This window comes from Absicoccus sp. (assembly GCF_034090965.1).
Lineage (GTDB): Bacteria > Bacillota_I > Bacilli_A > Erysipelotrichales > Erysipelotrichaceae > Absicoccus > Absicoccus intestinalis.
The window spans coordinates 18469-41824 of the sequence record NZ_JAXDRQ010000052.1; the positions used below are offsets into that span (position 1 = coordinate 18469).

The window sequence follows — 23356 nt, forward strand, 5'->3', positions numbered from 1 at the left end:
TACGATATCATATTACCACATCAAACCGGTTCACCGAGGGAACTCTTTACGATTCCACCCCGAAGACGTACTTTATTATTCTGTTTTTTCCTATTTCTTTGATGGCATCATGCGCTTCCTTAACCGTATCAAAGTAAATTAATCCTTGATACATTGTATTACAATAATACACCACGTTAATTCCGTCACAGTAATAAATGCCGTAATTATCACCGTCAAATTTAAAATTTCTTCTTCCGCCTAGCCTAAGCATCTCAGTCTCAATCTTACGGCGTTCAACTTCAAACTCTGCTTCTTCTTTTGTCAAGAAAATATTCCCAATTTTTCTAAAATCGTTGTCAATATACATGTTATTCCATGTTGCATTCATCACTTCGCCATCGATATCAATTAAATAATATGTATCGTCTTTTTTTAAGTCCCATACGGTTTTAGGTTTCTCGATATATAATTCTAATTTTGATTCTGGTCTTGACCATGTTAAGCCATCACATTCAAGATCATACCAATATTCATCATAATCAAAACCATAACTGTTAATATTTATTAAAGTGAAGATTGTACCATCTTCGATATCTCTTACTTTTTGTCCTTCTTTGAATTTAGGGTCTTTGATTTGCATAATTGTTATGCCACCTCCTAGATTTCATGATATCTAACACTCGTAACAAATGGGTCCTTATACAGTGTACCCATCGCTTCAATCAATTCTTTGAAATTGCAAAATTTTACGTACGAATCTTGCAATGTTTCAGTTCCGATTTTTTTATTATAAATAATCAAATAATGTCTTCTATAATCCATGATTTTCTACCTCAACATAACTTTCTGATCTCTTGCCTAAGATGCTTATACATGCCTCGCTTGCTATAGCCGTACTTGTAGGCCACATCGTATGAATGCTTTCGGTAGATGTACAGGTCCCACAGGATATTTTGATCCGCCAACGGCAGTAGTTCCGTCCACCGCAGATCAAGCAGTCGCTTCCTAAAGTGTTCAAGCTCTGCCTCCTTACTGGATATGACCTCATACAAAGCCAGTGGACTGTGGTACTGCGGTTGGTAGTGCGGCAGTGGCAGAGGGCTCCGTATCTGCTCCGGTGTGAGGTCTGGACCGGATCGGGCCAATCCCGTCTTCTTATGATTGAGAACTTCAAGCTCTTCATTAATCTCGATCAGACGGTGGCAGCAGTATCGCACCGTCTTGAACTCGGATATCAACTCTTCATACGTCAATTCTTCTACCTCCTTAATGCATCGATCAGGTTCTGCTGCGTGACCTTCTTACGGTCCAGAGCCATGATCATATCTTCATCAATCGTATCTTTGGCAATCAGATGGTATATCAACACATTCTGATTCTGTCCCTGACGGTACAAGCGTGCATTGGCTTGTTGATATAGTTCAAGATCCCAGTTTGGCAGTGTATACCACACCATGATGTGACCGCCTTTTTGTAGATTCAGGCCATGACCTGCACTGGCAGGATGTGCCAGTAAGACGTCGATACGGCCTCGATTCCAGGCGTTTACATCTTTGGCGTCCACCAATTCGCGGACGTTGACTTTTTGCGCCTGAAGGTGCCTTTTGATGCGATACAGCTCATGTTTGTAATAATAGAACACCAGGACAGGATTGCCATTGGCCGACTCGATCAGGTCATCCAGTGCGGCAAGCTTGGCTGTATGAATGATCTGAATGCCCGTTGTCTCCCCGTTGTCATTCTTGGTGTAGATCTCACCGGAGGTCATCTGCAGCAGCTGTCCGCAAAGCACACCGGCGTTAGCGGCAATCAAGGTATCGTTGTCGTTTAGCTCCAGTACCTTCTCTCGCTTGTAAGCGCGGTACTGATCAAACGCCATAGCTGGCATTCTGATTGGTATTTCGAGGCGCTGGACAGGCGGAAGCTCGGCACACTCCTTCTGATTCAAGGACATACAAATATCGCCTATACGCTCGTAAATGCGCTGTTCTGCATCGGCCTGTGGTTTCCATTCGTAGACGATATAACCATTCCGTCTTCCCGGTTTAAGGTATCGCTCACGGAACTGGCCAAGCGTACGGCCTAACCTCTCGCCTCGATCCATCAGATAGATCTGGCTCCAAAGGTCCGGTATACCTCTTGGTGCCGGCGTACCAGTCAGACCAATAAACCGGTCGACCAAAGGCATCACTTTTCGCAAAGCTTTAAATCGCTGTGCCTTTGGGTTCTTAAATGCCGATAGCTCATCGATCACGACCATATCAAAGCTCCAGTCACGGCCATGCTTATCAACAAGCCATTGTACATTCTCCTTGCCGATCAAGAATATATCTGCATCGGCCTGTAAGGCGTCCTCTCTCTGCTTCGGTGTGCCGGCAACAACAGAGTAGCTCATATCTTTCGTGTGGTCCCACTTTTCGATCTCATCCGGCCAGGTGGACTGGATGACACGTACCGGACCGATGATCAGGACCCTGCACACATCGATCGGTACCAGCTGATCCAGTACCGTCAGAGTGGTCACGGTCTTGCCGGCGCCCATTGGAAGAAAGAGCCCACACCTCTTATGATCCAGGCAGAACCGTATCGCACGTTTCTGATAGTCGTGTGGTCTAAATTCGGTCATATCTCGACTCCTGCGGAAGCATGCCGGCGCTCAGCGACCGGATCAGATCATCGACCTGTTCTTTGGAAGACAAGCAGTACACCTTGGTGCCACGCTTGCGGATCTGTTTGGCGATCGCTTTTTGAAGTTCTCTTGGCTTCTCACCTGGGGCCTTGGTCTCAACAAAGAAGGCATATCCATAAATCAAGCACAGTCTGTCCGGTACGCCGGCATTGGATGGGCTCACAAACTTGAAGCACAGACCGTTGAGAAGCCCGATCTGATGCACCAGGTAATGCTCAATCTGTTTCTCGATCATGCGTTTTTTCCTCAAGTCTTGCCTTATTTCGTTCGACTTTCTTGTACACAAAGTAACTGATCAGATCATCAGGCAGACCGTAGTAAAGTTCCATCTGCCGGATGCAGATCAGCACGTCCGCGATTTCTTCAGCCATATCGCGAAGATACGGGTCGTGTGACGGCTGGTCAAGCTCATGGACCCTCACATATCTCGCCGCCTTGCTGATCGCTTTCTGCAGCTCAGACAACTCTTCCATTGCGATCAAGCTCTGATGCTTGATGCCGTAAAAGTGAAGCACATCAACCTGATGCATATCGTCGATCAAGTCTTTTATTGGTGGTATTTTTTGATCATTAGTCATCCTCATCATCTCCGATCACACACAAGCACATTCTTCCTTTTTCGAAATTGATCTGTATGCTGTCTGCATACCTCGATCCGGCTCTTTGTTTCCAATGACAGATGCTCGATCGGATACTTGTCACTTTGCGATTTAAGAAGCTAGCCATCTCATGAATATCTCCAACGTATCTGCAATTTCCTTGTTTGTCGTACAGTCCGTATATCTTGTTTTCCCATTTTAATTTTTTCATATCTGGTTTCTCCATATCTTTTTGACTGGAACCGGTGGAACTGGAACCGGTGAGGTTTAAAACTTTATACGCGTATACGCGTGTATGTGCGTATTATACGCGTATATATGCTATATATTATATATTTTACTAAGTTATAAGAATCACTGGTTCCACTGGTTCCAATAGTTCTAAAATGCCTATTTTATCGCTTTTCAACTGGAACCAGTGACTGATTTCACCGGTTCCAAAAAAGCATTTTACCGGTTCCACTGGTTCCAAGTTCATTTATTTTTAAATATTTAATTTTTTATTAATAACTGTGTCACTGGTTCCACCGGTTCCAGTTTTTCTACTTAATTTCAGGATTTAAATACACGCCTTGCTTGCCGTATTCCGGTCCTCTTTGGCGTTTGCTTTTCCCTTTTGGCCACCCGATATGATCCATGATGGCCTTCAGTTCTCTCTGGTCCGAGTTAGTAAATTTGATCCGTGAACCTTGCATGACCTCGCACCATATCTCCAACAGACTGACGCAATCACGTACCTCGGTGCCTTGTACCCTGTCTTCGTCGGTATCATTGAGCCACTGGATTCGGCTTCCAAGGTCCATATCTTTCCATCCTTTTGGCAGTTTGGTGTCCAGATAATTGCGTACCAGGTCCTCACGTACAGAACGATAGGTATACTCTTCCTGGGCCTCCGTTGCTTTCTTCTCAAGTTCATCCGGAAGATACAGCTTTTCGCCTTGTCTGAAGTACTCCGTTGCCTCTGCCCATATCTGATCACGTTCCTTAGGAAGGTCCTCAAATATCGATTTGGTCGCTCGATCGGCATCCGTACCGATCGGCCAGAAGCGTCGGCTTCCTGTATAGTCCCTCAAGAATTCGGTATCATTGGTTGTCCCAAAGAAAACGCACTGCCTTGGATTGTCGGATACACGTCTTGCATATGCCTTCCTGTATCGGTCCTCTCGCTTGGATATGAACTGTTTCATAGCTTCTATATCTGCACGTTTGGCTGCACTCAATTCGGACCATTCAAGGATCCATGCACCTTGCAGTGCTTCATATCCTTCTTTTCCAGATATCGATGTGATCGAGTCACTGAACCACTCGCCGCCAAGAATGGATAGCATATGACTCTTGCCGATGCCTTGACGGCCTACGAACACTGTCATGTAGTCCATCTTGCATCCTGGTGTGAACACCCTTGCTACGGCGGCCGTCAGGCTCTTGCGAGCCACGGCGCGCACATACTCAGAATCCTCACTGCCTAGATAGTCGATGAACAGTGTATCCAGTCGCTTGATACCGTCCCATTTCAATGACTTGAGGTACTCGCGTACTGGGTGGAATGCATTCCTTTCCTGGACATATGCGATCGCATCATCTGTCTTTCCTCGAGCCACTAACTTATACTTCTTCTCAAGATAATATCTTAACGAAGCATCATCGGTATCGGTCCAGGTAGCGTCCGTCTGATCATACGGCCACCATGGCAGACTTCCAAGCTTGACAGGCTTCTGTCTGAACTGATCATATCCGCCGATGCCATCTTTGATATTTGGATCGTTTAGCAGGATTTGAACAATATTATCTGTGGTCTGTTTCAGGTTGCCTTTTTTGTCGTATTCGAGCTTCTCGAGCCATGAGGTATCACTTTCTTCTGTCTCGTCACCGAAGTCCTCCTGGAGCGCTTCCGCCTTGTCCAACGCCAATTGCTGGCGTGTATTAGAGTCCTTTTCCATGAGCTCGACCATCTTTTCATTGGACTCTTTATCGTCAAGATTCGGCCACTTATGAAGCCGTACGAGGTCGTAGGCATTGCATAGCTTCTGACCGGTTGGATCGGTATTGTGATTGGAGTACGCAAACTTATCATCATAGATGACCAGTCCGCCACTGGTCGAACCCTTGGCATAGGTCCATCGGTTCGGGTCCACCGTTGGTGTGTATTCCTCTGGAATAAAGGCATCGATGGCTTCCTGTATCGTGTAGGCACGGCAGAATGCACCGATCCAACCTTGTTTGGATAGCGGATCTTCCGCCTTAGAGGCTACTTTTTTATGTACCTCGGTCTCATGTGATGATCGAGGCCAGTAGCTCATGTCCGTCCAGTCCGGATACTCGGCTAACACTGCATCCGGATCCAGTAGATCACCATCCTCGACCTGGCATACATACTCACCGTCTTTGGATGTGGACGGCCAGAACATCATTCGCGCCGGTTGATAGGTCGTATCATCGAACTGATCCATGCCGATGAACTCGGCCTGTTTACGCGCTATGGCTTCATATTCGTCCGGTGTGACCGGTCGTGATAATGGTATGCACCATCTATACTTAGGCTTTTCTGGCGTATGCTTATGTGTACTGTAAATGACACACGCATATCCGTATAGCATGTCTATATTGTCTATAAACTCACTATCTGCAAAGTCTGCATCCAGTGTGATCATGGAGCGTGACAGTACGCTCTGATTGTTGCGCCGTCCGCCTTTGAGCTCGCCGCCAACAAATCCGCCCACATCTTTGATTTCCGACTGCTCATCGCGACTCATTGACTTATATTCAGCCACCGTCTCACGTGTTCGTACGGTGCTTTTTAGGCGCTCTGTGAATGCGTCCCATGTGATATCCAGATTATGATACTGTTTCTGCCGACGGCTCTTGCACGTCGCTATTTTCATCTTGTCCCCCCCCTATCAATCCTTCTTATAGTAGCTGGATGTGAAGCCGTCACCTTTGAGCATCAGTCCAGGTGCCCACTCGATCGGTGTGGCCATGATATCCAGTATCTTTTTATAGATTTTCTCTTTTTGCTCTGCCGGTACCTCGTATATGATTTCATCATGCACATGCATGACGATCGGGATGCCTGCTCTGTCGCATCGGTAGAAGGTCTCGGCCAGGCAGTCCCTGGCGATGGCCTGGACAACGTTCTCGGTCAGCTTGCCGCCCCATGTTGTAATGGTCGTCCACTTGTGTGCCTGGTTGAGACCGTCGAACTCGATATGCCCGTCCTTGATACGAGGATTGACGTACGCGATATTGCGACCGCTTGGCAGTCGGATATAAACCCGATTGCCATGTCGGAAACACATCATATTGCGATCCAGTGTGACCGTCTCGCCCTGGATGGCACTCTCGAAGGCATGGCCTAACGTGTACCAGTATTTATGGATGTGCGGACTGGATCGGCGCCATCGGTCGACGGTTTCCTGCATCTCTTTTTCGGACATGCCAAGTTTATCGGCTCCGAAGTTCTTCATGGCTGGTATTCCGCCGCCATAGCCAAGCGCCAGTTCCGCGATCTTTCCTTTTTGGCGCAGTTCTCCATTGACGCCATGCTTGACCACAGGCACACCGAACATCTGCGAAGCCGATGCACAGTAGATGTCTCCGCCTTTTTCGAACACCTTCATGCGCCATGTCTCTCTTGTGAGCCATGCGATCACACGGGCTTCGATAGCACTGTAATCAGCGACTGCAAAGGCACATCCTGGCTTTGGTATGATGGCCGTGCGGATCAGTGTAGAAAAGACATCATTCATACTTGGGTAGAGCATCTCGAGCACGTCCCAGTTGCCATCTTTGACCAGGCTTCTTGCCGTGTCCAGATCATCAAACTTAGGCTTTGGAAAGTTTTGCGGCTGGATCAATCGTCCTGCCCATCGTCCTGTCCGTCCACCATAGAATTGAAAGCATCCGTGCACCCGTCCATCGAGGCATACCGAGCGCGTAAAGGCATCGTATTTTTTTACGGATGTCTTGCCGAGCTCCTTTCTAAGCTCGAGCATCTCACGCGTTTCCGGTTGGATATCATCACTTTCTAACATGTCGTCGATCGCGCTCTTGCGCAGCGTATCGATCTTATGTCCTTCCTTCTCCTCAAGCCAACCTTTCAGCTGGACAATGGATCGGGGATTCTCTAAACCAGTCAATAATTTGGCCCGTGCCATCAGATCATCGGAGTGATGCGTACCGTAGCTCTCGATTGTGGATACCATATCCATATCGATCTGTATGCCTCGATCGTTGATACGCTGATCAATGTACCAGTAGACCCATTCCGACGGCTTGATCGGTGTCATGCGATTTAGCCTGTCCCATATGGCTCGCTCGGCGATCACATCACGGCGATTGTACTCGATGAAGAGCTTCCACCTGTCCGGGGCATCCTTCGGACTGTTGACAGTGCGTCCGCCGTTGGCCTTGGTAGGCTTGCACGGCTTGCAGAAGTACTGTATAAGACGCCTTCCGGTATCAAGCTTGGTTTCATCCTCGCTTAATCCAAGTGCCGGACCTAATTGCGCCAGGCTTGCTGGGTAACCCTGTTCACTGGCCATGATCATGGTGTCCGCCCACTGATCAGGCGGCAGATAGTGACCTTTCGAACATAGATATTGCGATAGGCATACGCGCTCGAAATTGGCATTGTGCGCGACCTTGAGCACTTTTGGATCCGCGATATCCATCCTCAATGGGATCGGTATATCCTCTTTGGTGACGTCAATGACCTTGACCGGTCCGTCGTCATACGCATATCCAAAAAGAAGTATGCGAAAGTCGTCGCTTTCTGCATACTTGTATAGGCCGCACTTGGCGAGGTCGACACGGGAGAAGGTCTCCAGGTCGACGTGCAGTATCTTAGAATAGATCATCGTCGTCATCTTCTTCGACTTCATCGGCGAAGTCGGTAAGTCCAGACACGCGGCCGCCCATGAAGTCGCCGTCTTTCTTTTTGATGACGTTGGACAGACCGCACGCGATACCGGTACCAGTACGGCTGTATGGATAGAAATTAAAAGTGATCTTGCCATAGCATCCGGAGTATACTTCTTCCTTGATTTGCTCCGGTTGCAACTTCATGACGGCACCTTTGGACAGGATGCAGACATCCGGTGCGTTCACCGCTTTGGCGGTCATCATGTATTTGCCTTTATAATCGGTATTGTCCATATAGCGCTCATCCTCATCGCAATCGACTAGGATGCCGTTGATCGTGCCTGGCTTTCTTTTTAATGGCGTGGCCTTGTTCGCAAACAGTTGACCAAACTTCTCGATGCCCTCTTGTTTGGCTTCGTTGTAGTTTTCTTTGATTACTTCCAAAGTCTTGTGATCGCTTTTATCGATAAGGATCGATACACTGTATTTTGGGTTTGGTGCATCATTATAGGCATATGGCTCTGCTAAGTGAACAAATGTAAATCTTACTAATCCTGTTTTTACTCTTTTTACTGGCATAATTAATCCTCCTCTTTTTCTTCTTTGAAATCATCGATACCGGATTGCCACTCCGGTCTTTTATCGGTAACTGGTACAAGCACAGGCTTGCCTTGTGGCTTCTCGATACAACCTTCGGTAATCTCTGAGAAATGCTTTTTTCCTACGAGCTTCTCCAGTGCCGTGATGGTCTTTAATTCCGGCGCTTTCATATACTCCGTATCCTTGTAACCTTCTTTAGCCAGTAGGCCCATGACCTCATCCGGCTTTACGATCTTGCGTCGTGACGTACCTTCAACGACTTTATAGCCGTCGTAATGTGTACCGTTTAAGGCCTGGCTTAGCGCGAACTCTTCGATATCTTTGGTCCAGGCTTTGACATCCGGAAGCATCGGCAGTATCTGCGCTACTTCCTCATCAGTTAGAAGCATGGCGTCTAACTGCTTGTACCTCTCGTTCATCTGCTTGATCTGCTCGGCTCGTGCCTTGCAGTTGCCTTTGACCTTGCAGAAGCGGCACCACTCTCCAGGCTTCTGCTTTCCTTCGCCCTTCCAGGCCATATCAGCGCTTGGCTTGACCACCATGGCCAACCAAGTGGTCAGATCATCCACATACATGTCGTATGTACTGATGTGATCCAGGCGCGGCTGGAAGATGTGGAGCTTGATCTGGTCAAAATCGAAGTACATCTCGAACTGATTGAGAGCTCCGGCGCCATAAAGCATCAATTGTGAATTGTGCGGTGCATCGACTGGTACGCCCTTGCCGTATTTGAGATCAATGACATGCAAGGTGTCATCTGATACTACGATCGCATCCGCTGTACCGAAGCCGCCCGGGATCCATGGCGTTAGATCCAGTTGGACCTCGACATATAGCTCAGTCCCTTCACATTTCTTTTTTTCCGCATTGAATACCTCGACCACATAGTCTCTGTATGCAGTCGTAGCTTCGTCCATCTCGCCATCCTCGCATTTGACCTTGCGTCGTGGATGGCCTTCTTTCCAGTTGGTGAGCTTCTTCTCTGCTTTGGCATGCGCGACCGTACCTTCGACGGCATAGATGCTTGCTTGTTCCGGTACTCTTTCTTCGAGCCGGGCGCTTGGTGTGCAGTGGATCCATCGGTTGCTTGAGCTTGCGCTCAGTATGGCGTGCTGACTAGGCATGGAGTGCCCTCCATAGTTCATCCATGCGATCATCTGGAACTTGTTGAAGCTTCTTGGCACCGAACTGATCAAACAGGGCCTTTAGCTCATCTTTTCCGTGCGAGCGTTGAAAGTCTGCACAGGCCTTTCGTATATCCTCGAATGAGTATTCAGGCTTTTTAGTATCTGATCCTGTTGATTCTGCACTTGTCTCATCTTGGTCCGCTTTGATGGGATCCGGTTCGATCGGGTCCGTGTTCCACGGCGCGTCCACTGGTGGCTCATGGCTTACCTTTTCTGCATGCTCGTCCAGTGCTTTCTGTACCGGACGATTGGCCGATCGCTCAAGGCTTTCCTTGTCGATCACGCCCAAATTCACAAACAGTGAACCCATGTTGCGACTGAATTCAAGTGCTTTGTCAGTCACATCAATACTTAATTTGATATCCATATTAATCCTCCTCATTGTCCTCGACAACGATTCGCTTCAGTGCGAATTCGACGAGCAAATCGCCTAACGCGCCCTTGCTGTATCCTGTTTCCTCGGCGATCTTTTGAATCTTTTCGAAGTTGTTCGCATTAATCATGAGAGGCTTTCTTAATTCTGATTTTGTCTTTGCGTTCGCTTTAATGATTAGTTGATCCATATGTTTTTTTCCTTCTTTCTGTTTCTCGATGCGCCCCGATCTGCCGATGGTCGGTAATTGATTGGGGGAGATTACATGGTTGTACATGGTTGTACATGGTTGTACATAGTTGCTACATGGTTGTACATAGTTGCTACATCTGCTTTTTGGCCATCGACAGGTCGAGGCACACCGAATTTGTGTTATACTATTTGTGGGTTCTTATCGGTCCCACTGAGCGCTACGTCCTTCGAATCTGTGTAGTCGCTCTTTTCTTTTCTCAAGCTCCTTGAGCGAGATATGCATGTACTTTGCTAAATCCGGTGGATTGATGTAGTACGTGTATCTTGTACTACCATGCATCCGGATCGCGATACCGATCGGCAATGCTTTCTGCTGCAAAGCGATCCGGATAAACTCCGGACTTCTTTCAAGCATATCGGCCGCCTCATTTACGGTAATTCTCATAATTTTCCCTCCTTTCTATAGAAGCTTGGTTGCTATATCTGCGATCATAGCTGTGCCGCTATCGAGATTGACACAAATCTTTTTCTTATGGCCGTTTTCGAATTCGGCTACTACGATTTCATCACCATTACAATCCATCTTGGTATACTTAAGCCCGACAAGATCGTGTAGGTGTTGTGTCTTTTTTAGCGCTAATAGAAGCGCATCACATATCGCTTGTTTATCCTCGCTCGTTGTGATCGCCTTTAGAATCGCATTACGTATCATTTGTTCATTTTCTATCATTCTGATCACCTCCTTTCTATCCGCCTAAAAGGCCTATCACAAGTGTGCATACTATGAATGCCGTAATTAATATGGCGGCATCGTGTTTGTCTTTGGCGTCTTGAATCTGCTTCTGTCTGATGGCATCTTGAGCCATACGGTCGTCAATCTCTTTCTGGATCTGACGCGCGGTGATATGTCTCATAAATTCGTAATTCATACAATTCTCCCTTTAGAATTCCATCTTTTATTCTTTTTTATGACCAGATCATCGGCGTTTCTATTGGAAAATTTGACCGTTAATTTGTAATCTTTATCGTTAGCTTTTTTCAGGGTCTCATATGCTCCGTCCAAAGCCGCATTTGAGACCTTTTTAATTTCTTCGATGGTCTTTTCTATGCCGTCGATCGTCATCGGACTGCCCTCTTTATTCGCATCCATGAGGATGATCCTGTTGATCAGATTTGGCAGTTCCACATAAATGAGATCGTATCTGTTTGATGTCTTGTTCATTCCTTTTCCTTTTTACCCGCGTCTTCTTGGCACAAAGCGCAAAAGATGCCATATGTTGTGGACCTAGTTACTTGGTTGATATTGTCCATAAGGGCCTCTAGGTCTTTTCTTGAGACATTACCTTTTTCCTTCATGTAGGCTCTGACCACTATGCTGATCTCATAGGGAAGCCCAATTTCTAATTCACTTTTGTAGCTGGTCATTTGTGATCCTCCTTTGTATTTTGTCCTTTATATAGGACACTTAGAGCAAAAAAATATTATTGATGGGTGTATCAAGAGCTTTCGACAGTGCTTGCATTGTTCTTTTTGTGATATTCACATCTTTTCCGTTTTCCAGCATGGATATTAAATTACGCGAAACCCCGGCTTTTTTTGCCAAATCTTCTTGCGTCATACCCAGTTTTTCTCGAAGCTCTTTAACTCGGCATTCCATAACCAAGCCCTCCTTTCTGTCTGTACGTCCAGTATATAGGACACTTATTGCAGTGTCAACTATAAAGTGCAAAAAATGTTGATTAAGACCTGAAATAAATGTATCATATAAATGACAAAAGGAAAAAAATATATGAAATTACAAGCTATTTTAAAACAGTACCTCGAAGAGAATAATATATCTGTACGAGAACTTTCTCGCCGATCGGGGCTATCTAATTCTTATGTAGCCAACATTATTAACGGCTCTAACGATAATCCATCTTTAGAGGCCTTTGGCAAACTTGCTAGAGCTATGAACGTTAATAGTCTAGAATTGTTTGAGGCCTTAGATGAAGATCAGTCTTTTAATATTTCCGGTATTCCTCCCGAACAGATAAAAATCCCTCTATATAGCGAAATATCTTGTGGTTTGGGTATGTTTGTCTCGGATATACCAGAAGACTATATATCCGTTCCAAATAGGATCATAAAAAAGAATCAGACATATTTTGCGAATATTGCTCATGGCGACTCAATGGTCGGCAAGGGGATAAAAGATGGGGATATCCTAGTTTTTGAAAGGACTAGCAGTCTTGAAAGTGGACAGATAGGATCTTTTTGTGTAGGTGATAAAAATTATTGTAAAATTTTTAGAAAGTTGAATAATGGCATGATTCTACTTGAATCAGCCAATGAAAAATACGACCCTATAGTAATCGATGTAGTAAATAATGAAGACTGCTTCAGAATTATAGGCGTACTTAAATTTAAGTTCAGTATTGAACAGTAGAAAACAGACAAGAAAGAGGAACAAGTATCATGGGACTATTTAATAAAAAGGAATTGACAAGGATACAAGAACTGGAACAAGAAAATCAAGATAAACGGGCTAAGATTGAGAAGCTGGAAGAAGAAAATAAATCCATCAAAAATATGCTTGATTCATTTGATGGGAGAGAAGCTTTTGAGATCAAGCAAGAAACCAAAAAGATGATTGAGGCTTTGGCTAAAAGCAGAGAAGAATTAAATATTATTAATCAAGAAATAAAGGATCGCTCTAATAAACTGGGAGTGATAGAGGACTTGGAAAAACTAGATGATAAATTAAGCCAACAGAAAAACGAATTATCTGCCATCAATGCACAAATTGAAGATGCAAAATCAAATTTATTTGACATCAATAGCGATGTTGAATTACAAGATTTTGGAATCTACACTCCTAAATATAATTGTATGGATAGTAATGAATATTCTGAAAAGATAAAGATATGTAGAAAAAAGCAAAAATTTATGATTTCTAATAAAAGTGCTCTAAGTTTCTTTGATGGCTGGACTTTAGATGGAAGCAAGACAAAGGGTCGTGCTATGAATAACGATAATATGAAGATGGTCCTCCGTGCCTTTAATAATGAATGTGATTCAATTATCGATAAGGTCAAATTCAACAACATTGATAAAATCTCTAAGCAGATTGACAAAGCAGCAGACGCTATCGATAAATTAAACAAACGAAATAGGATAGCAATCACAAGCAAATATAAGCAGCTTAAACACGAAGAATTAGATCTTGTGTACGAATATCGTCGAAAAAAACAAGAAGAAAAAGAGAAGTTGCGTGAACAGCGTGCCGAAGAAAGAGAATTAGCCAAGCTTCAAAAAGAAATTGAGGAACAACGTAAAAGGGTTGAAAAAGAGCAAATGCAATACACTAAAGCAAAAGAACAATATCTTGTGCAACTATCAAAATGCTCCAGGGAAGAAAAAGATGGCTTAATAGCAAAAATCAAAGATATCGATGTACATCTAAACGAAGTTGATAAAAATTTAAAAGATATCGATTATCGTGAAGCCAATAAAAGAGCAGGATACGTTTATATCATCTCAAACATTGGATCATTTGGAAAAGACATATATAAAATAGGAATGACAAGGCGGCTTGATCCCCAGGATCGTGTAGACGAATTAGGAGATGCATCTGTACCTTTTACCTTTGATGTGCACGCTATGATTTTTTCAGATGATGCGCCAACTTTAGAAACTAATTTACATAAAGAATTTGATAATAAAAAAGTAAATATGGTTAATAGCAGAAAGGAATTCTTCCATGTCACGCTAGAAGAAATAAAAGAAGCCGTAAAAAAGTATAATGAAAATATCATAGAAATAAAGGATACACCTGATGCCGAGCAATACAGAGAGACCTTGCTAATTCGAAAACAGTTGGATATTTAAACACAAAAAAAGCGCCCTCACTGGCGACTGGTACTCGTCATAGAGGGCTTGCGCATAAAAAGATTGGCTAGCAACCATAAGTCTTTTTATGTGCTCATTTTAACACGAGAAAGGAATGAGTACAAACATGGCAAAGAAATTAAGAAGGTTACCAAACGGATTTGGACGAATCGACAAGCTACCTGGTACGAGAAGAAAACCATATAGGGCTAGGGTACTAGTGTCCAAAGAGCTTGATATGGATGTTCAGAAAGTTAGAAAAAAGTTCCAGACAGTTGGATATGCAGAAACCTGGACTGACGCTTTTGAGCTTCTCCAGGCATATCATAACTCGCCGTATGGCTTCGAAAAGAGAGCCATGACGGTCAAGGAAGTATATGATGCATGGTCGGCCGACCACTTCCCGATCGTCTCGGAATCAACACAAAAAGGCTATCGTGCGGCTTTTCAGATTCTCGAGCCTGTCTATGGTATGAAGTTCAAAGATCTGACCGTCCAGGATATCATCCGATCCATTGATGCATCCGGCAAGAACGCGCCGACCTTGAAGCGCTTTAAGTCCATGATGAACGCCTTGTATAAGTACGCGATTGGACAAGGCATCACAGATCGAGACTTATCTTCTTATATCGACCTGTCCAGGTATCGCAACAAGAACCCCAATCGTACCGAGCATGATCGCTTCACGGCCACTGAGATCAAACGTCTGTGGAAGCATACGGATGACAATACGGTGCGCATCATACTGGCCTTGATCTACTCCGGCGTGCGCATCGATGAGCTTCTAAGCCTGAGGCGTGAGGATGTGCATTTGGACCAACAGTATTTTAACGTGACCCACTCTAAGACTGACAGTGGTGTGCGCATGGTCCCAATTGCCGATAAGGTCTTACCTTTCTACAAGGATTGGATGGCTGTTGGTGCCGATACGCTTATCAGTCGTGACGGCATACGGCCATACACATATACCACCTTCCGAAAATACCATTGGGACCCGGTCATGAAATCACTGCGCATGCATCATACACCGCATGATACACGCCACACCTGTGCAAGTATGCTTACGGAAGCAGACGTCAAGCCTGTGGTGATCAAGAAGATACTCGGCCATAGCGCCAAGATGGATGTGACAGAAAAGGTATATACCCATCTTGATGTGTCGACCCTGTTGGAAGCGGTTAACTCTATCTAATTTGTGGGGCTTTTGTGGGGCTTTTGTGGGGCTTTGATATAAATTGATAGCCTTTCAGACAAATGAAAACGCCTTAGGTATCGTAATTTTACCCAAGGCGCTTTCAAGAAAGTTTTAAGAAAGGGAATTTGATTATGAAGTGAGCTTTTCCTTAGCTCTGTAGAAAGAATACACAACAATCATGGCTTATTTATGCCAATAATGTGTGAAATTTTGTGATTACTTACGGTTCTTTTTATTTGCTTTCCACATTTTTGTTTTTTGTGTGATCTTATCATCCATCTTTTTATTGATTTGAATGGCATATTTATCTTTAAAAACTAAATGCAACGTATGAGATCCAATCCCACCAATGGGTTCTCTTTTCTCAATATCTTTAAATTTGAAAAAGCGATCCCCAAAAAAGAAACCATCATTCACAAACCACATTCGTTTATTTGCCAATGAAGAAAAGACCATACTAATAAAAATAATGGAAATCATGATATAAGCCACACGGTATAGTCCAACAGAATTGGCATTGACATTCATCGATTGAATATTCAATGCGATCACAATACCAACAACGGCCATGATGCCACTGGAAATGACCCAAGCTTTACTATCATCAAACAATTCTGCATCGGCATTCACTTTTTTCCATTCTGTTAATGCTTTTCTATGCTTGGAATAGATTTGAACCGTATGAAATACGGAATAAATCATATAAGCAACCAAGATCAGCATGATCAACCAACTTGTCCAATTACCTGACATATTTCATATCCTCCCTGAATCGATAGTCGTATTATAGCATACTGTGCTACACTAGTAGCATGAAACCAAAAAATAATCTTGCTCTGATCCAACGTATGAATCATTCCACTGCCTTTCTGCAACGTCACAATATGACGATCGTCGAAGCTTGGGAGGGCCATGCTCGTGTCGATATGACCATCGATGATTCGATGTTAAATGTCTTTCAAATTGTTCATGGCGGCCTGCTTTTTTCTTTAGCCGATACCGCTGCAGGGACAGCCAGTTTCGCTAGTGGCAGAGAAAGTGTGACCCTGAATGCATCCATCAATTACATCAAACCTGCAACCGGCAAAAAAATCACGGCCATTGCGACCGAAATATCCAGAGGCCATACAATTGGCAACTATGAAGTTTTCTTATTCAATGAAGAAGAAACCATCATTTCCCGTGCTACCTTTACTATGTATTTTCTCAAGAAAAAAGAAGAAAAGTAACTTACTCTTCTTCTAAAAAGGCTTTCAATGCTTTTAATTGTTTGACCGCTTCCAACCGTCCCATTTTATATACCCGTTCCAATTCCTCGGGATCATGACAAATCGAACCAATATTTAATGGCTCTTGGGGACGAAGCACAAACAGCTTTTTGTCTTCTTCTAACACTTTGATGGCATCCAACGTCGCATTATAAGATGTATGACGATGCTCCAGATCTTTAATGACTTCTGGATATCGTTTCAACAGTACACGCAATGTCTTCATGTTTTTTTGTGGTTGTTTGCGATAGGATGCGGGTTGCGTCAACAAAACAACTTGTTTCTGATATCCCAAAGAAAACATTTTTTTATAAGGGATCGGATCGGACACGCCACCATCATAAATGGTATATCCATCCACATGGACGGGACGAGCAAATACCGGAATCGATGCCGATCCACGAATCCAAGTCAGATCATTATCTTTGCCATCGATGCAACGATGATATAATGGATCACCTGTATTCGCATCGGTTGCGACCACATAAAAATCCATTGGATCTTTTTTAAAGGTTGCTGAATCAAACATATCTAATTTTTTTGGCAATCGATCATAATCAAATTCTGCACCATATAGATCTCCTGTCAAAAATAAAGAACGAAAACTACAATATCGCCAATCTTGACAATATTTCTTATTGTAGCGTAACACTCGATAGGGTTGATGCGATTTCAGATTGCACCCAAACGTAGCCCCAGCCGAAACCGCAATGGCTCCATCAAAGGTAATGTTGTTTTCCATCCAAACATCCAATACACCGGCGGTAAACATACCACGCATGGCACCGCCTTCTAGTACTAATCCTGTTTTCATTCATCATCTTCCTTTCGGAATGCTTGTGCATATCCATGATCTTCTCTAAAGCCTTGATATAAAGGGGCTTTTTCAATCTTTTCAATATGATATGGCGTGGTTTGATAAACATAATTCAGCCAATTTCGATACAACAAATTCGCATGAGAACGCCATGTCAAGACCGGTCTTTGATGCGGATCATCATTAGGAAAATAATTTTCGGGTACATGAATGGGTTTTCCGGCATTCACGTCACGGAAATATTCTTGGGCTAATGTATCCACTCCATATTCAAAATGACCCATCACAAAGATCTGACGATATCCCTTGGTCACAATGATCGTTGAGCCTGTCTTTTTGGATCGTGATAAAACAACCAAACGATCTTCTTTTGCGAGTTCTTTCTCATCAATTTTGGTATGGCGTGAATGCGGAACATTATGGATCTCATCAAAACCATTGGTCAAGAAATCATATTCATCGCACAATTCATGTGGAAAGATCCCAAATAGTTTTTCCTTCAATTGGTATTTATGGATACCATAATGATAATACAATCCCGCTTGTGCGCCCCAACAAATATGCATCGTAGAAAGCACGTGACTCTTGGTCCAATCAAAAATATGGGTCAATTCTTCCCAATAGTCCACGTCTTCAAAGGGCATTTCTTCAACGGGGGCACCCGTAATGATCATACAATCGTAATAATTTTCTTTTAATACATCCCAATTTTCATAGAACTTTACCAAATGATCTTTGCTCGTATTCTTTGATTCATGACTCGAAACTTTCATCAGATCAATATCCAGCTGCAAAGGTGACTTACTTAAGAGTCGCAAAATTTGGGTCTCGGTCTCAATTTTTTTAGGCATGAGATTTAAAATAACTACACGCAAAGGTCGAATACGTTGACGACGTGCATTCTCATCATCAATCGCAAATATCTTTTCACTTTCTAATATTTCCTTTGCCGGCAATTCATTTGGAATATTAATAGGCATAGTTTTTTGGCTCCTTTTGTCGTTTAGTACTATTCTACAACGAATTTAAAAAAAGAACAGTGTTTGGCACTGTTCTACTTAAAAGCACGCTTAAAACGTTCGAACGGCGATTCCGACTGTCCATCGCGAATTTTTTCATACAATTCCCGATCTCGTTTGGATACTCGCTTTGGAATTTCAACTTTGACTTCTACATATTCATCGCCCGTACTTCCACGACGAGATTTTACACCTTTGCCTTTTAGACGGAATTTCGTATTGGGCTGGGTTCCCTCGGGAATCTTTAATTCAACATCGCCATACACCGTAGGCACTTGGATCTTCGTACCAATGGTCACATCGATGGCACTGACTGGTACAGTGATATAAATATCATCGCCCTGTCGTTTAAAGGTTGAATGTGGTTTTACATGGATCTCAATATATAAATCACCATTTGGTCCACCATTTACACCACGTTCTCCTTTACCGGCAATACGAATTTGTTGACCGGATTGAATACCTTGTGGAATCTTGATATCCAATTTTTGACGCTTATGCTCATAACCCTTACCATGACACTGATGACAAGCATGCGTTACTTTCTTACCAGTACCATGACATTCTGGACAAACCGTTTGTTGCTGGATGACACCAAACATACTTCTTTGTTGGGTCATAACATATCCGGTACCATGACAGTGTGGACAGGTTTGTACATCCGAAGGACTTTCGGCACCTGTTCCATGACAATGGCTACAAGGCTCATCCACTTCAAGCGAAATGGTTTCGGTCTTGCCAAAGATCGCATCCATAAAATCAATGCTCATCTGCATGACGCGATCATTTCCTTGACGTGGTGTATTGGCTTGTCGACGTGAGGATTGACCAAAACCACCAAAACCACCACCAAAGAAAGAACCAAAAATATCATTCAAATCGCCAAAATCACTATAACCACCAGAGAATCCTTGACCAAATTGACCATCGACACCTGCATGACCAAATTGATCATATTGTGCACGTTTCTTTTCATCACTTAAGACTTCATAGGCTTCATTGATTTCCTTAAATTTTTCTTCTGCATCAGGCGCTTTATTCACATCCGGATGATATTTCATAGCCAATTTACGATAGGCCTTTTTAATTTGATCCGGTGTTGCATCTCTCGAAACGCCGAGCACTTCATAATAGTCTCTTTTTTCATCTGCCATGAGACATCATCCCTTTCTTTGTAGACGCATAGAGTTCCACAATTGTGGAACTCTTAAAAAACTAGTTCTTTTCTGTGTATTCACCATCAACAACATCATCATTGGTGTTATGATTTGAATCATTGGATTGTTGCTGACCGGCTTGTTCATACATAGAGGCACTGGCTGCTTGTGCTGCTTTTTCCAATGCATCCAATTTTGTACGGACATCGTCCATATTATTCTCATCTAATGATTTTTGCAAGTCATCGCGCATTTTCTTTACTTCATCGGCTTGCTTTGCATCGATCTTATCTCTGTTGTCTTCCAACGTTGCATCGATCTGTGCAATCAAACCTTCTGCACGGTTACGTAAATCAATTTCTTCTTTACGTTTTTCATCCGCCTCTTTGTTGTCTTCGGCTTCACGAACCATACGATCGATTTCTTCATCACTCAAACGAGAAGAGTTCTGGATCGTGATATTTTGTTCCTTGCCTGTAGCTTTATCTTTGGCACTGACATTTACGATACCATTGGAGTCGATATCGAAGGTAACTTCAATTTGAGGCACACCACGACGAGCTGGCGCAATTCCGGTCAACTGGAATTTACCTAATTCTTTGTTGTCGTTGGCCATTGGTCTTTCACCTTGTAAGACACGGATATCAACGGCAGGTTGGTTATCGGTAGCTGTAGAGAAGATTTGTGACTTACTCGTTGGAATGGTTGTATTACGTGGAATCAATACGGTCATGACACCACCCATTGTTTCAATACCTAAAGACAATGGGGTAACATCCAACAACAAGACATCTTTGACATCACCACTTAAGACACCACCTTGAATGGAAGCACCAATCGCAACAGCTTCATCTGGGTTGACACTGTGGTTTGGTTGTTTACCTAATTCACGAGCAACGGCTTCTTGTACCGCTGGGATACGAGTCGAACCACCAACTAACAAAACTTGATCCAAGTCACTAGGGCTCATATTGGCATCATTCAATGCATTACGGATTGGTTGCATCGTACGATCAACCAAAAACTTTGTCATTTCATCAAAACGTGCACGTGTCAACGTCATATCCAAATGCAATGGACCAGCAGGACCTGCAGAGATAAATGGCAATGAAATTTGTGTCTGCATGACACCAGACAAATCTTTCTTAGCTTTTTCAGCAGCTTCTTTTAAACGTTGTAAAGCCATTGGATCGTTCTTCAAATCAATACCATTTTGTTTCTTGAAATCTTCAGCCATCCAATCTACCAAAACGTTATCAAAATCATCTCCACCCAGATGGGTATCCCCATTGGTAGACAATACTTCAAATGTACCATCGGCTAAATCCAAGATGGAAACATCAAATGTACCTCCACCTAAGTCATAGATCAATACTTTTTGTTCTTTATCTGTTTTATCAATACCATAAGCCAATGCAGCAGCTGTTGGTTCGTTGATGATACGTTTTACATCCAAACCAGCAATTTTACCAGCATCTTTTGTTGCTTGACGTTGCGCATCATTAAAGTAAGCAGGAACGGTAATAACAGCTTCTGTTACTTTTTCACCTAAATAATCTTCGGCATATCCTTTCAAATATTGCAGGATCATTGCAGAAATTTCTTCTGGTGTATATTTCTTTCCTTCCGCTTCGACTTTCTGGCTTGTACCCATCAAACGTTTGATGGAAGAAATCGTATTTTTATTTGTGACAGCTTGACGCTTAGCCGCATCACCAATGATCTTTTCGCCATCCTTAAAAGCAACAACACTTGGCGTTGTCCGATTACCTTCAGGGTTTGGAATTACTTTTGGCTCTTTACCTTCCATTACTGCAACACAACTATTTGTTGTACCTAAGTCAATACCAATAATTTTCGACATAATCAATTCCTCCTTTATTCGCTTACTTTCACAAGTGCAGGTCGCAAAATGCGATCTTTTAACATATAACCCTTTTGCATCACTTCAATGACCATACCTGGCTCGGTATCTTCTTTCTTTTCTTGCATCAAAGCCTGCATGGTATTGTGATCAAATGGTTTTCCTTCGGCATCAATTTCTTTCACGCCTTCGTTTTCCAACACACGCTGCAACTGCTGGTAGATCATTTCGAATCCCTTTACATAGTTTGTAAGTTCTTCATTTTCTGAATCCACCTTGATGGCCATTCCCATATTGTCCACAATTGGTAATAGCTCTAAACCAGCTTGTTGAAAACGATATTTCTTCGCATTATCCGCTTCTTTTTGTAGACGCTTTTTCATATTTTCCGCATCCGCATACGCACGAGCACGATCATTTTTTGCTTGTTTCAACGCAGCTTCCAATTCTTTGATCTTTTCATCTCTTGGATCCACCTTGTTGATCTTTTCTTTTACTTTGTCTTTGACCGATTTCTTTTCTACTTGCTCTTTCGTATCTTTCGGTGATTTGACATCTTCCGCTTTGACCTCTTCGTCATTTGTCTTTTTCGTTTCCTGATCCATCGGAAAAGCCTCCTTCCGTAAACACATCTTCAATTACATCGCTCATATAATCCATTAGCGCAACCACTTTCGAATATTGCATTCGATTGGGTCCCACGACCATCAGTTGCCCCTCTTCGTCATTCTTCACATGAAATTTGGTGGATACCACCGAGACATCGCCAATCTGTAAGACTTCATTTCGCTCACCTACATGAATGGCAATATTTCCTTCTTGATCCGTCCATTTCTGAAACAGATCACTATTTTCCAAAATTTTCATCAATTGCTTCAATTTTGAAATATCACTAAATTCTGGTTGATACAACATGTTGCTTCGACCAGATACCGCAACTTTCTCCGTCGCAAATTTCATAAACGCAGTCACAAAAGCTTCAAATAAAACTTCACTTCGAACAATTTTAGCACTCATCAATGGCTTGATTTCTTCCATTTTCGATATCACTTGATTGATGGGCGTATCTTTTAATTGGTCATTGAAGATATCGCAACAGGTTTTCATATCATTAACGGAAACATCTTCATCAAATTGAAACATCTTATTTTCAATATGACCCGTATCCGTCACGATGATCGCCACTGCACTTCGTGCATTGATGGGAATCAATTGCACATTTTGTAAGGTTTGTTGCGAACTATCCGGTCCCAATACGATACTCGTAAGATTGGTCATGTCGCTAAGGACATCACAACTTTTCTGAACCATTTCATCCAATGAAAATTGTCTTTCCGAAAATACTTGTTGGAGGGACACTTTCGTTGGCATATCCAGATCCGTGACCATCAAATGCTCGACATAATATCGATATCCCAATTGTGAAGGAACTCGACCACTTGAAGTATGGGTCTTTTCCAATAATCCATATTTCTCCAATTTAGCCATTTCATTTCGAATGGTGGCTGAAGAAACAGGAAAATCCAGTAGCTCCATCAACGTCTTCGAACCAATGGGTTCTGCACATCGAGTAAACTCTTCAACAATGGTTTTAAATATAACTTTTTGTCGTTGTGTCAACTCCATGAAGGGACTCCTTTCTAGCACTCTTATTCCACGTCTGCTAACAGTATATCACAATAAT

At 43.2% G+C, this 23356-nt stretch carries 29 protein-coding genes; 4 read left to right on the top strand and 25 right to left on the bottom strand.

From position 1 onward, the window contains the following. Positions 1–46 precede the first annotated feature (46 nt). The 18 genes from SOS22_RS07295 to SOS22_RS07380 all read right to left on the bottom strand — a co-directional run bounded on the left by SOS22_RS07295 (position 47) and on the right by SOS22_RS07380 (position 12139). The gene (locus SOS22_RS07295; protein ID WP_320596801.1) at positions 47–622 is read right to left on the bottom strand and encodes a hypothetical protein; all 576 of its coding nucleotides are present in this window, start codon (positions 620–622) and stop codon (positions 47–49) included. A gap of 618 nt (positions 623–1240) precedes the next feature. Beyond that, positions 1241–2608, bottom strand: a complete 1368-nt coding sequence (locus SOS22_RS07300; RefSeq protein ID WP_320596802.1) for a DEAD/DEAH box helicase — start codon at positions 2606–2608, stop codon at positions 1241–1243. Beyond that, a complete protein-coding gene (locus SOS22_RS07305; protein WP_320596803.1) occupies positions 2595–2906 on the bottom strand; it encodes a VRR-NUC domain-containing protein in 312 nt (103 codons plus the stop codon). The genes SOS22_RS07300 and SOS22_RS07305 overlap by 14 nt, the downstream gene beginning before the upstream one ends. After that, positions 2887–3249, bottom strand: coding sequence for a hypothetical protein (locus SOS22_RS07310; RefSeq protein WP_320596804.1), 363 nt, complete (start codon positions 3247–3249; stop codon positions 2887–2889). The genes SOS22_RS07305 and SOS22_RS07310 overlap by 20 nt, the downstream gene beginning before the upstream one ends. Beyond that, positions 3242–3481 carry a hypothetical protein gene (locus tag SOS22_RS07315; RefSeq protein ID WP_320596805.1) on the bottom strand — a complete coding sequence of 80 codons (240 nt, stop codon included), beginning with the start codon at positions 3479–3481 and terminating at the stop codon, positions 3242–3244. Before SOS22_RS07315 ends, SOS22_RS07310 begins: the two co-directional genes overlap by 8 nt. 129 nt (positions 3482–3610) lie before the next feature. Then, complete coding sequence (locus SOS22_RS07320) at positions 3611–3748, bottom strand: hypothetical protein (protein ID WP_320596806.1); 138 nt, start codon at positions 3746–3748, stop codon at positions 3611–3613. Between the two features lie 64 nt (positions 3749–3812). Beyond that, positions 3813–6152: a virulence-associated E family protein gene (locus SOS22_RS07325; protein ID WP_320596807.1), complete on the bottom strand. Its 2340-nt coding sequence runs from the start codon at positions 6150–6152 to the stop codon at positions 3813–3815. Positions 6153–6167: 15 nt separating this feature from the next. After that, positions 6168–8150, bottom strand: coding sequence for a DNA polymerase (locus SOS22_RS07330; RefSeq protein ID WP_320596808.1), 1983 nt, complete (start codon positions 8148–8150; stop codon positions 6168–6170). Beyond that, positions 8113–8709, bottom strand: coding sequence for an ssDNA-binding protein (locus tag SOS22_RS07335; protein ID WP_320596809.1), 597 nt, complete (start codon positions 8707–8709; stop codon positions 8113–8115). The genes SOS22_RS07330 and SOS22_RS07335 overlap by 38 nt, the downstream gene beginning before the upstream one ends. Positions 8710–8711: 2 nt before the next feature. Continuing rightward, complete coding sequence (locus SOS22_RS07340) at positions 8712–9854, bottom strand: DUF2800 domain-containing protein (protein WP_320596810.1); 1143 nt, start codon at positions 9852–9854, stop codon at positions 8712–8714. Next, entirely contained in the window at positions 9847–10284 is a 438-nt protein-coding gene (locus SOS22_RS07345) for a hypothetical protein (RefSeq protein ID WP_320596811.1), read from the bottom strand. Before SOS22_RS07345 ends, SOS22_RS07340 begins: the two co-directional genes overlap by 8 nt. A 1-nt stretch (position 10285) precedes the next feature. Continuing rightward, positions 10286–10480 (bottom strand): hypothetical protein, encoded by a 195-nt coding sequence (locus SOS22_RS07350; protein ID WP_320324919.1) that lies wholly within the window; start codon positions 10478–10480, stop codon positions 10286–10288. Positions 10481–10681: 201 nt separating this feature from the next. Continuing rightward, positions 10682–10927, bottom strand: a complete 246-nt coding sequence (locus SOS22_RS07355; protein ID WP_320596812.1) for a hypothetical protein — start codon at positions 10925–10927, stop codon at positions 10682–10684. 15 nt (positions 10928–10942) lie between these two features. Beyond that, entirely contained in the window at positions 10943–11194 is a 252-nt protein-coding gene (locus SOS22_RS07360) for a hypothetical protein (protein WP_320596813.1), read from the bottom strand. Between the two features lie 34 nt (positions 11195–11228). Continuing rightward, the gene (locus SOS22_RS07365; protein ID WP_320596814.1) at positions 11229–11411 is read right to left on the bottom strand and encodes a hypothetical protein; all 183 of its coding nucleotides are present in this window, start codon (positions 11409–11411) and stop codon (positions 11229–11231) included. Then, the gene (locus tag SOS22_RS07370) at positions 11408–11632 is read right to left on the bottom strand and encodes a hypothetical protein (protein ID WP_320596815.1); all 225 of its coding nucleotides are present in this window, start codon (positions 11630–11632) and stop codon (positions 11408–11410) included. The genes SOS22_RS07365 and SOS22_RS07370 overlap by 4 nt, the downstream gene beginning before the upstream one ends. 68 nt (positions 11633–11700) lie before the next feature. Next, on the bottom strand, positions 11701–11907 hold the full coding sequence (locus SOS22_RS07375) for a hypothetical protein (protein WP_320596816.1): 207 nt from the start codon (positions 11905–11907) through the stop codon (positions 11701–11703). A 40-nt stretch (positions 11908–11947) separates the two neighbouring features. Further along, positions 11948–12139, bottom strand: a complete 192-nt coding sequence (locus SOS22_RS07380) for a helix-turn-helix transcriptional regulator (protein ID WP_320596817.1) — start codon at positions 12137–12139, stop codon at positions 11948–11950. Between the two features lie 132 nt (positions 12140–12271). Here SOS22_RS07380 and SOS22_RS07385 point away from each other — a divergent pair, with 132 nt between their 5' ends. The 3 genes from SOS22_RS07385 (at position 12272) to SOS22_RS07395 (ending at position 15544) form a co-directional block, all read left to right on the top strand. Next, the gene (locus SOS22_RS07385; protein ID WP_320596818.1) at positions 12272–12910 is read left to right on the top strand and encodes a LexA family transcriptional regulator; all 639 of its coding nucleotides are present in this window, start codon (positions 12272–12274) and stop codon (positions 12908–12910) included. Positions 12911–12939: 29 nt separating this feature from the next. Next, entirely contained in the window at positions 12940–14352 is a 1413-nt protein-coding gene (locus tag SOS22_RS07390) for a DUF4041 domain-containing protein (RefSeq protein ID WP_320596819.1), read from the top strand. A 127-nt stretch (positions 14353–14479) separates the two neighbouring features. After that, positions 14480–15544 carry a site-specific integrase gene (locus SOS22_RS07395; protein WP_320596820.1) on the top strand — a complete coding sequence of 355 codons (1065 nt, stop codon included), beginning with the start codon at positions 14480–14482 and terminating at the stop codon, positions 15542–15544. Between the two features lie 219 nt (positions 15545–15763). On the opposite strand, the gene SOS22_RS07400 is transcribed toward SOS22_RS07395, so the two are convergent. Beyond that, positions 15764–16300, bottom strand: coding sequence for a hypothetical protein (locus SOS22_RS07400; protein WP_320596821.1), 537 nt, complete (start codon positions 16298–16300; stop codon positions 15764–15766). 59 nt (positions 16301–16359) lie between these two features. On the opposite strand from SOS22_RS07400, the gene SOS22_RS07405 reads away from it, so the two are divergent. Then, a complete protein-coding gene (locus SOS22_RS07405; RefSeq protein ID WP_320324928.1) occupies positions 16360–16776 on the top strand; it encodes a PaaI family thioesterase in 417 nt (138 codons plus the stop codon). Between the two features lies 1 nt (position 16777). On the opposite strand, the gene SOS22_RS07410 is transcribed toward SOS22_RS07405, so the two are convergent. The 6 genes from SOS22_RS07410 to hrcA form a co-directional block, all read right to left on the bottom strand. Beyond that, a complete protein-coding gene (locus SOS22_RS07410) occupies positions 16778–17629 on the bottom strand; it encodes a patatin family protein (protein ID WP_320596822.1) in 852 nt (283 codons plus the stop codon). Further along, the gene (gene metA, locus SOS22_RS07415) at positions 17626–18612 is read right to left on the bottom strand and encodes a homoserine O-acetyltransferase MetA (RefSeq protein ID WP_320596823.1); all 987 of its coding nucleotides are present in this window, start codon (positions 18610–18612) and stop codon (positions 17626–17628) included. The genes SOS22_RS07410 and metA overlap by 4 nt, the downstream gene beginning before the upstream one ends. Positions 18613–18686: 74 nt before the next feature. Then, entirely contained in the window at positions 18687–19805 is a 1119-nt protein-coding gene (dnaJ, locus tag SOS22_RS07420; RefSeq protein ID WP_320324931.1) for a molecular chaperone DnaJ, read from the bottom strand. Between the two features lie 61 nt (positions 19806–19866). Then, positions 19867–21672 carry a molecular chaperone DnaK gene (gene dnaK, locus SOS22_RS07425; RefSeq protein WP_320596824.1) on the bottom strand — a complete coding sequence of 602 codons (1806 nt, stop codon included), beginning with the start codon at positions 21670–21672 and terminating at the stop codon, positions 19867–19869. Positions 21673–21686: 14 nt separating this feature from the next. Continuing rightward, entirely contained in the window at positions 21687–22277 is a 591-nt protein-coding gene (gene grpE / locus SOS22_RS07430; RefSeq protein WP_320324933.1) for a nucleotide exchange factor GrpE, read from the bottom strand. Beyond that, positions 22249–23298, bottom strand: a complete 1050-nt coding sequence (gene hrcA, locus SOS22_RS07435; protein ID WP_320324934.1) for a heat-inducible transcriptional repressor HrcA — start codon at positions 23296–23298, stop codon at positions 22249–22251. The genes grpE and hrcA overlap by 29 nt, the downstream gene beginning before the upstream one ends. Positions 23299–23356 lie beyond the last annotated feature (58 nt).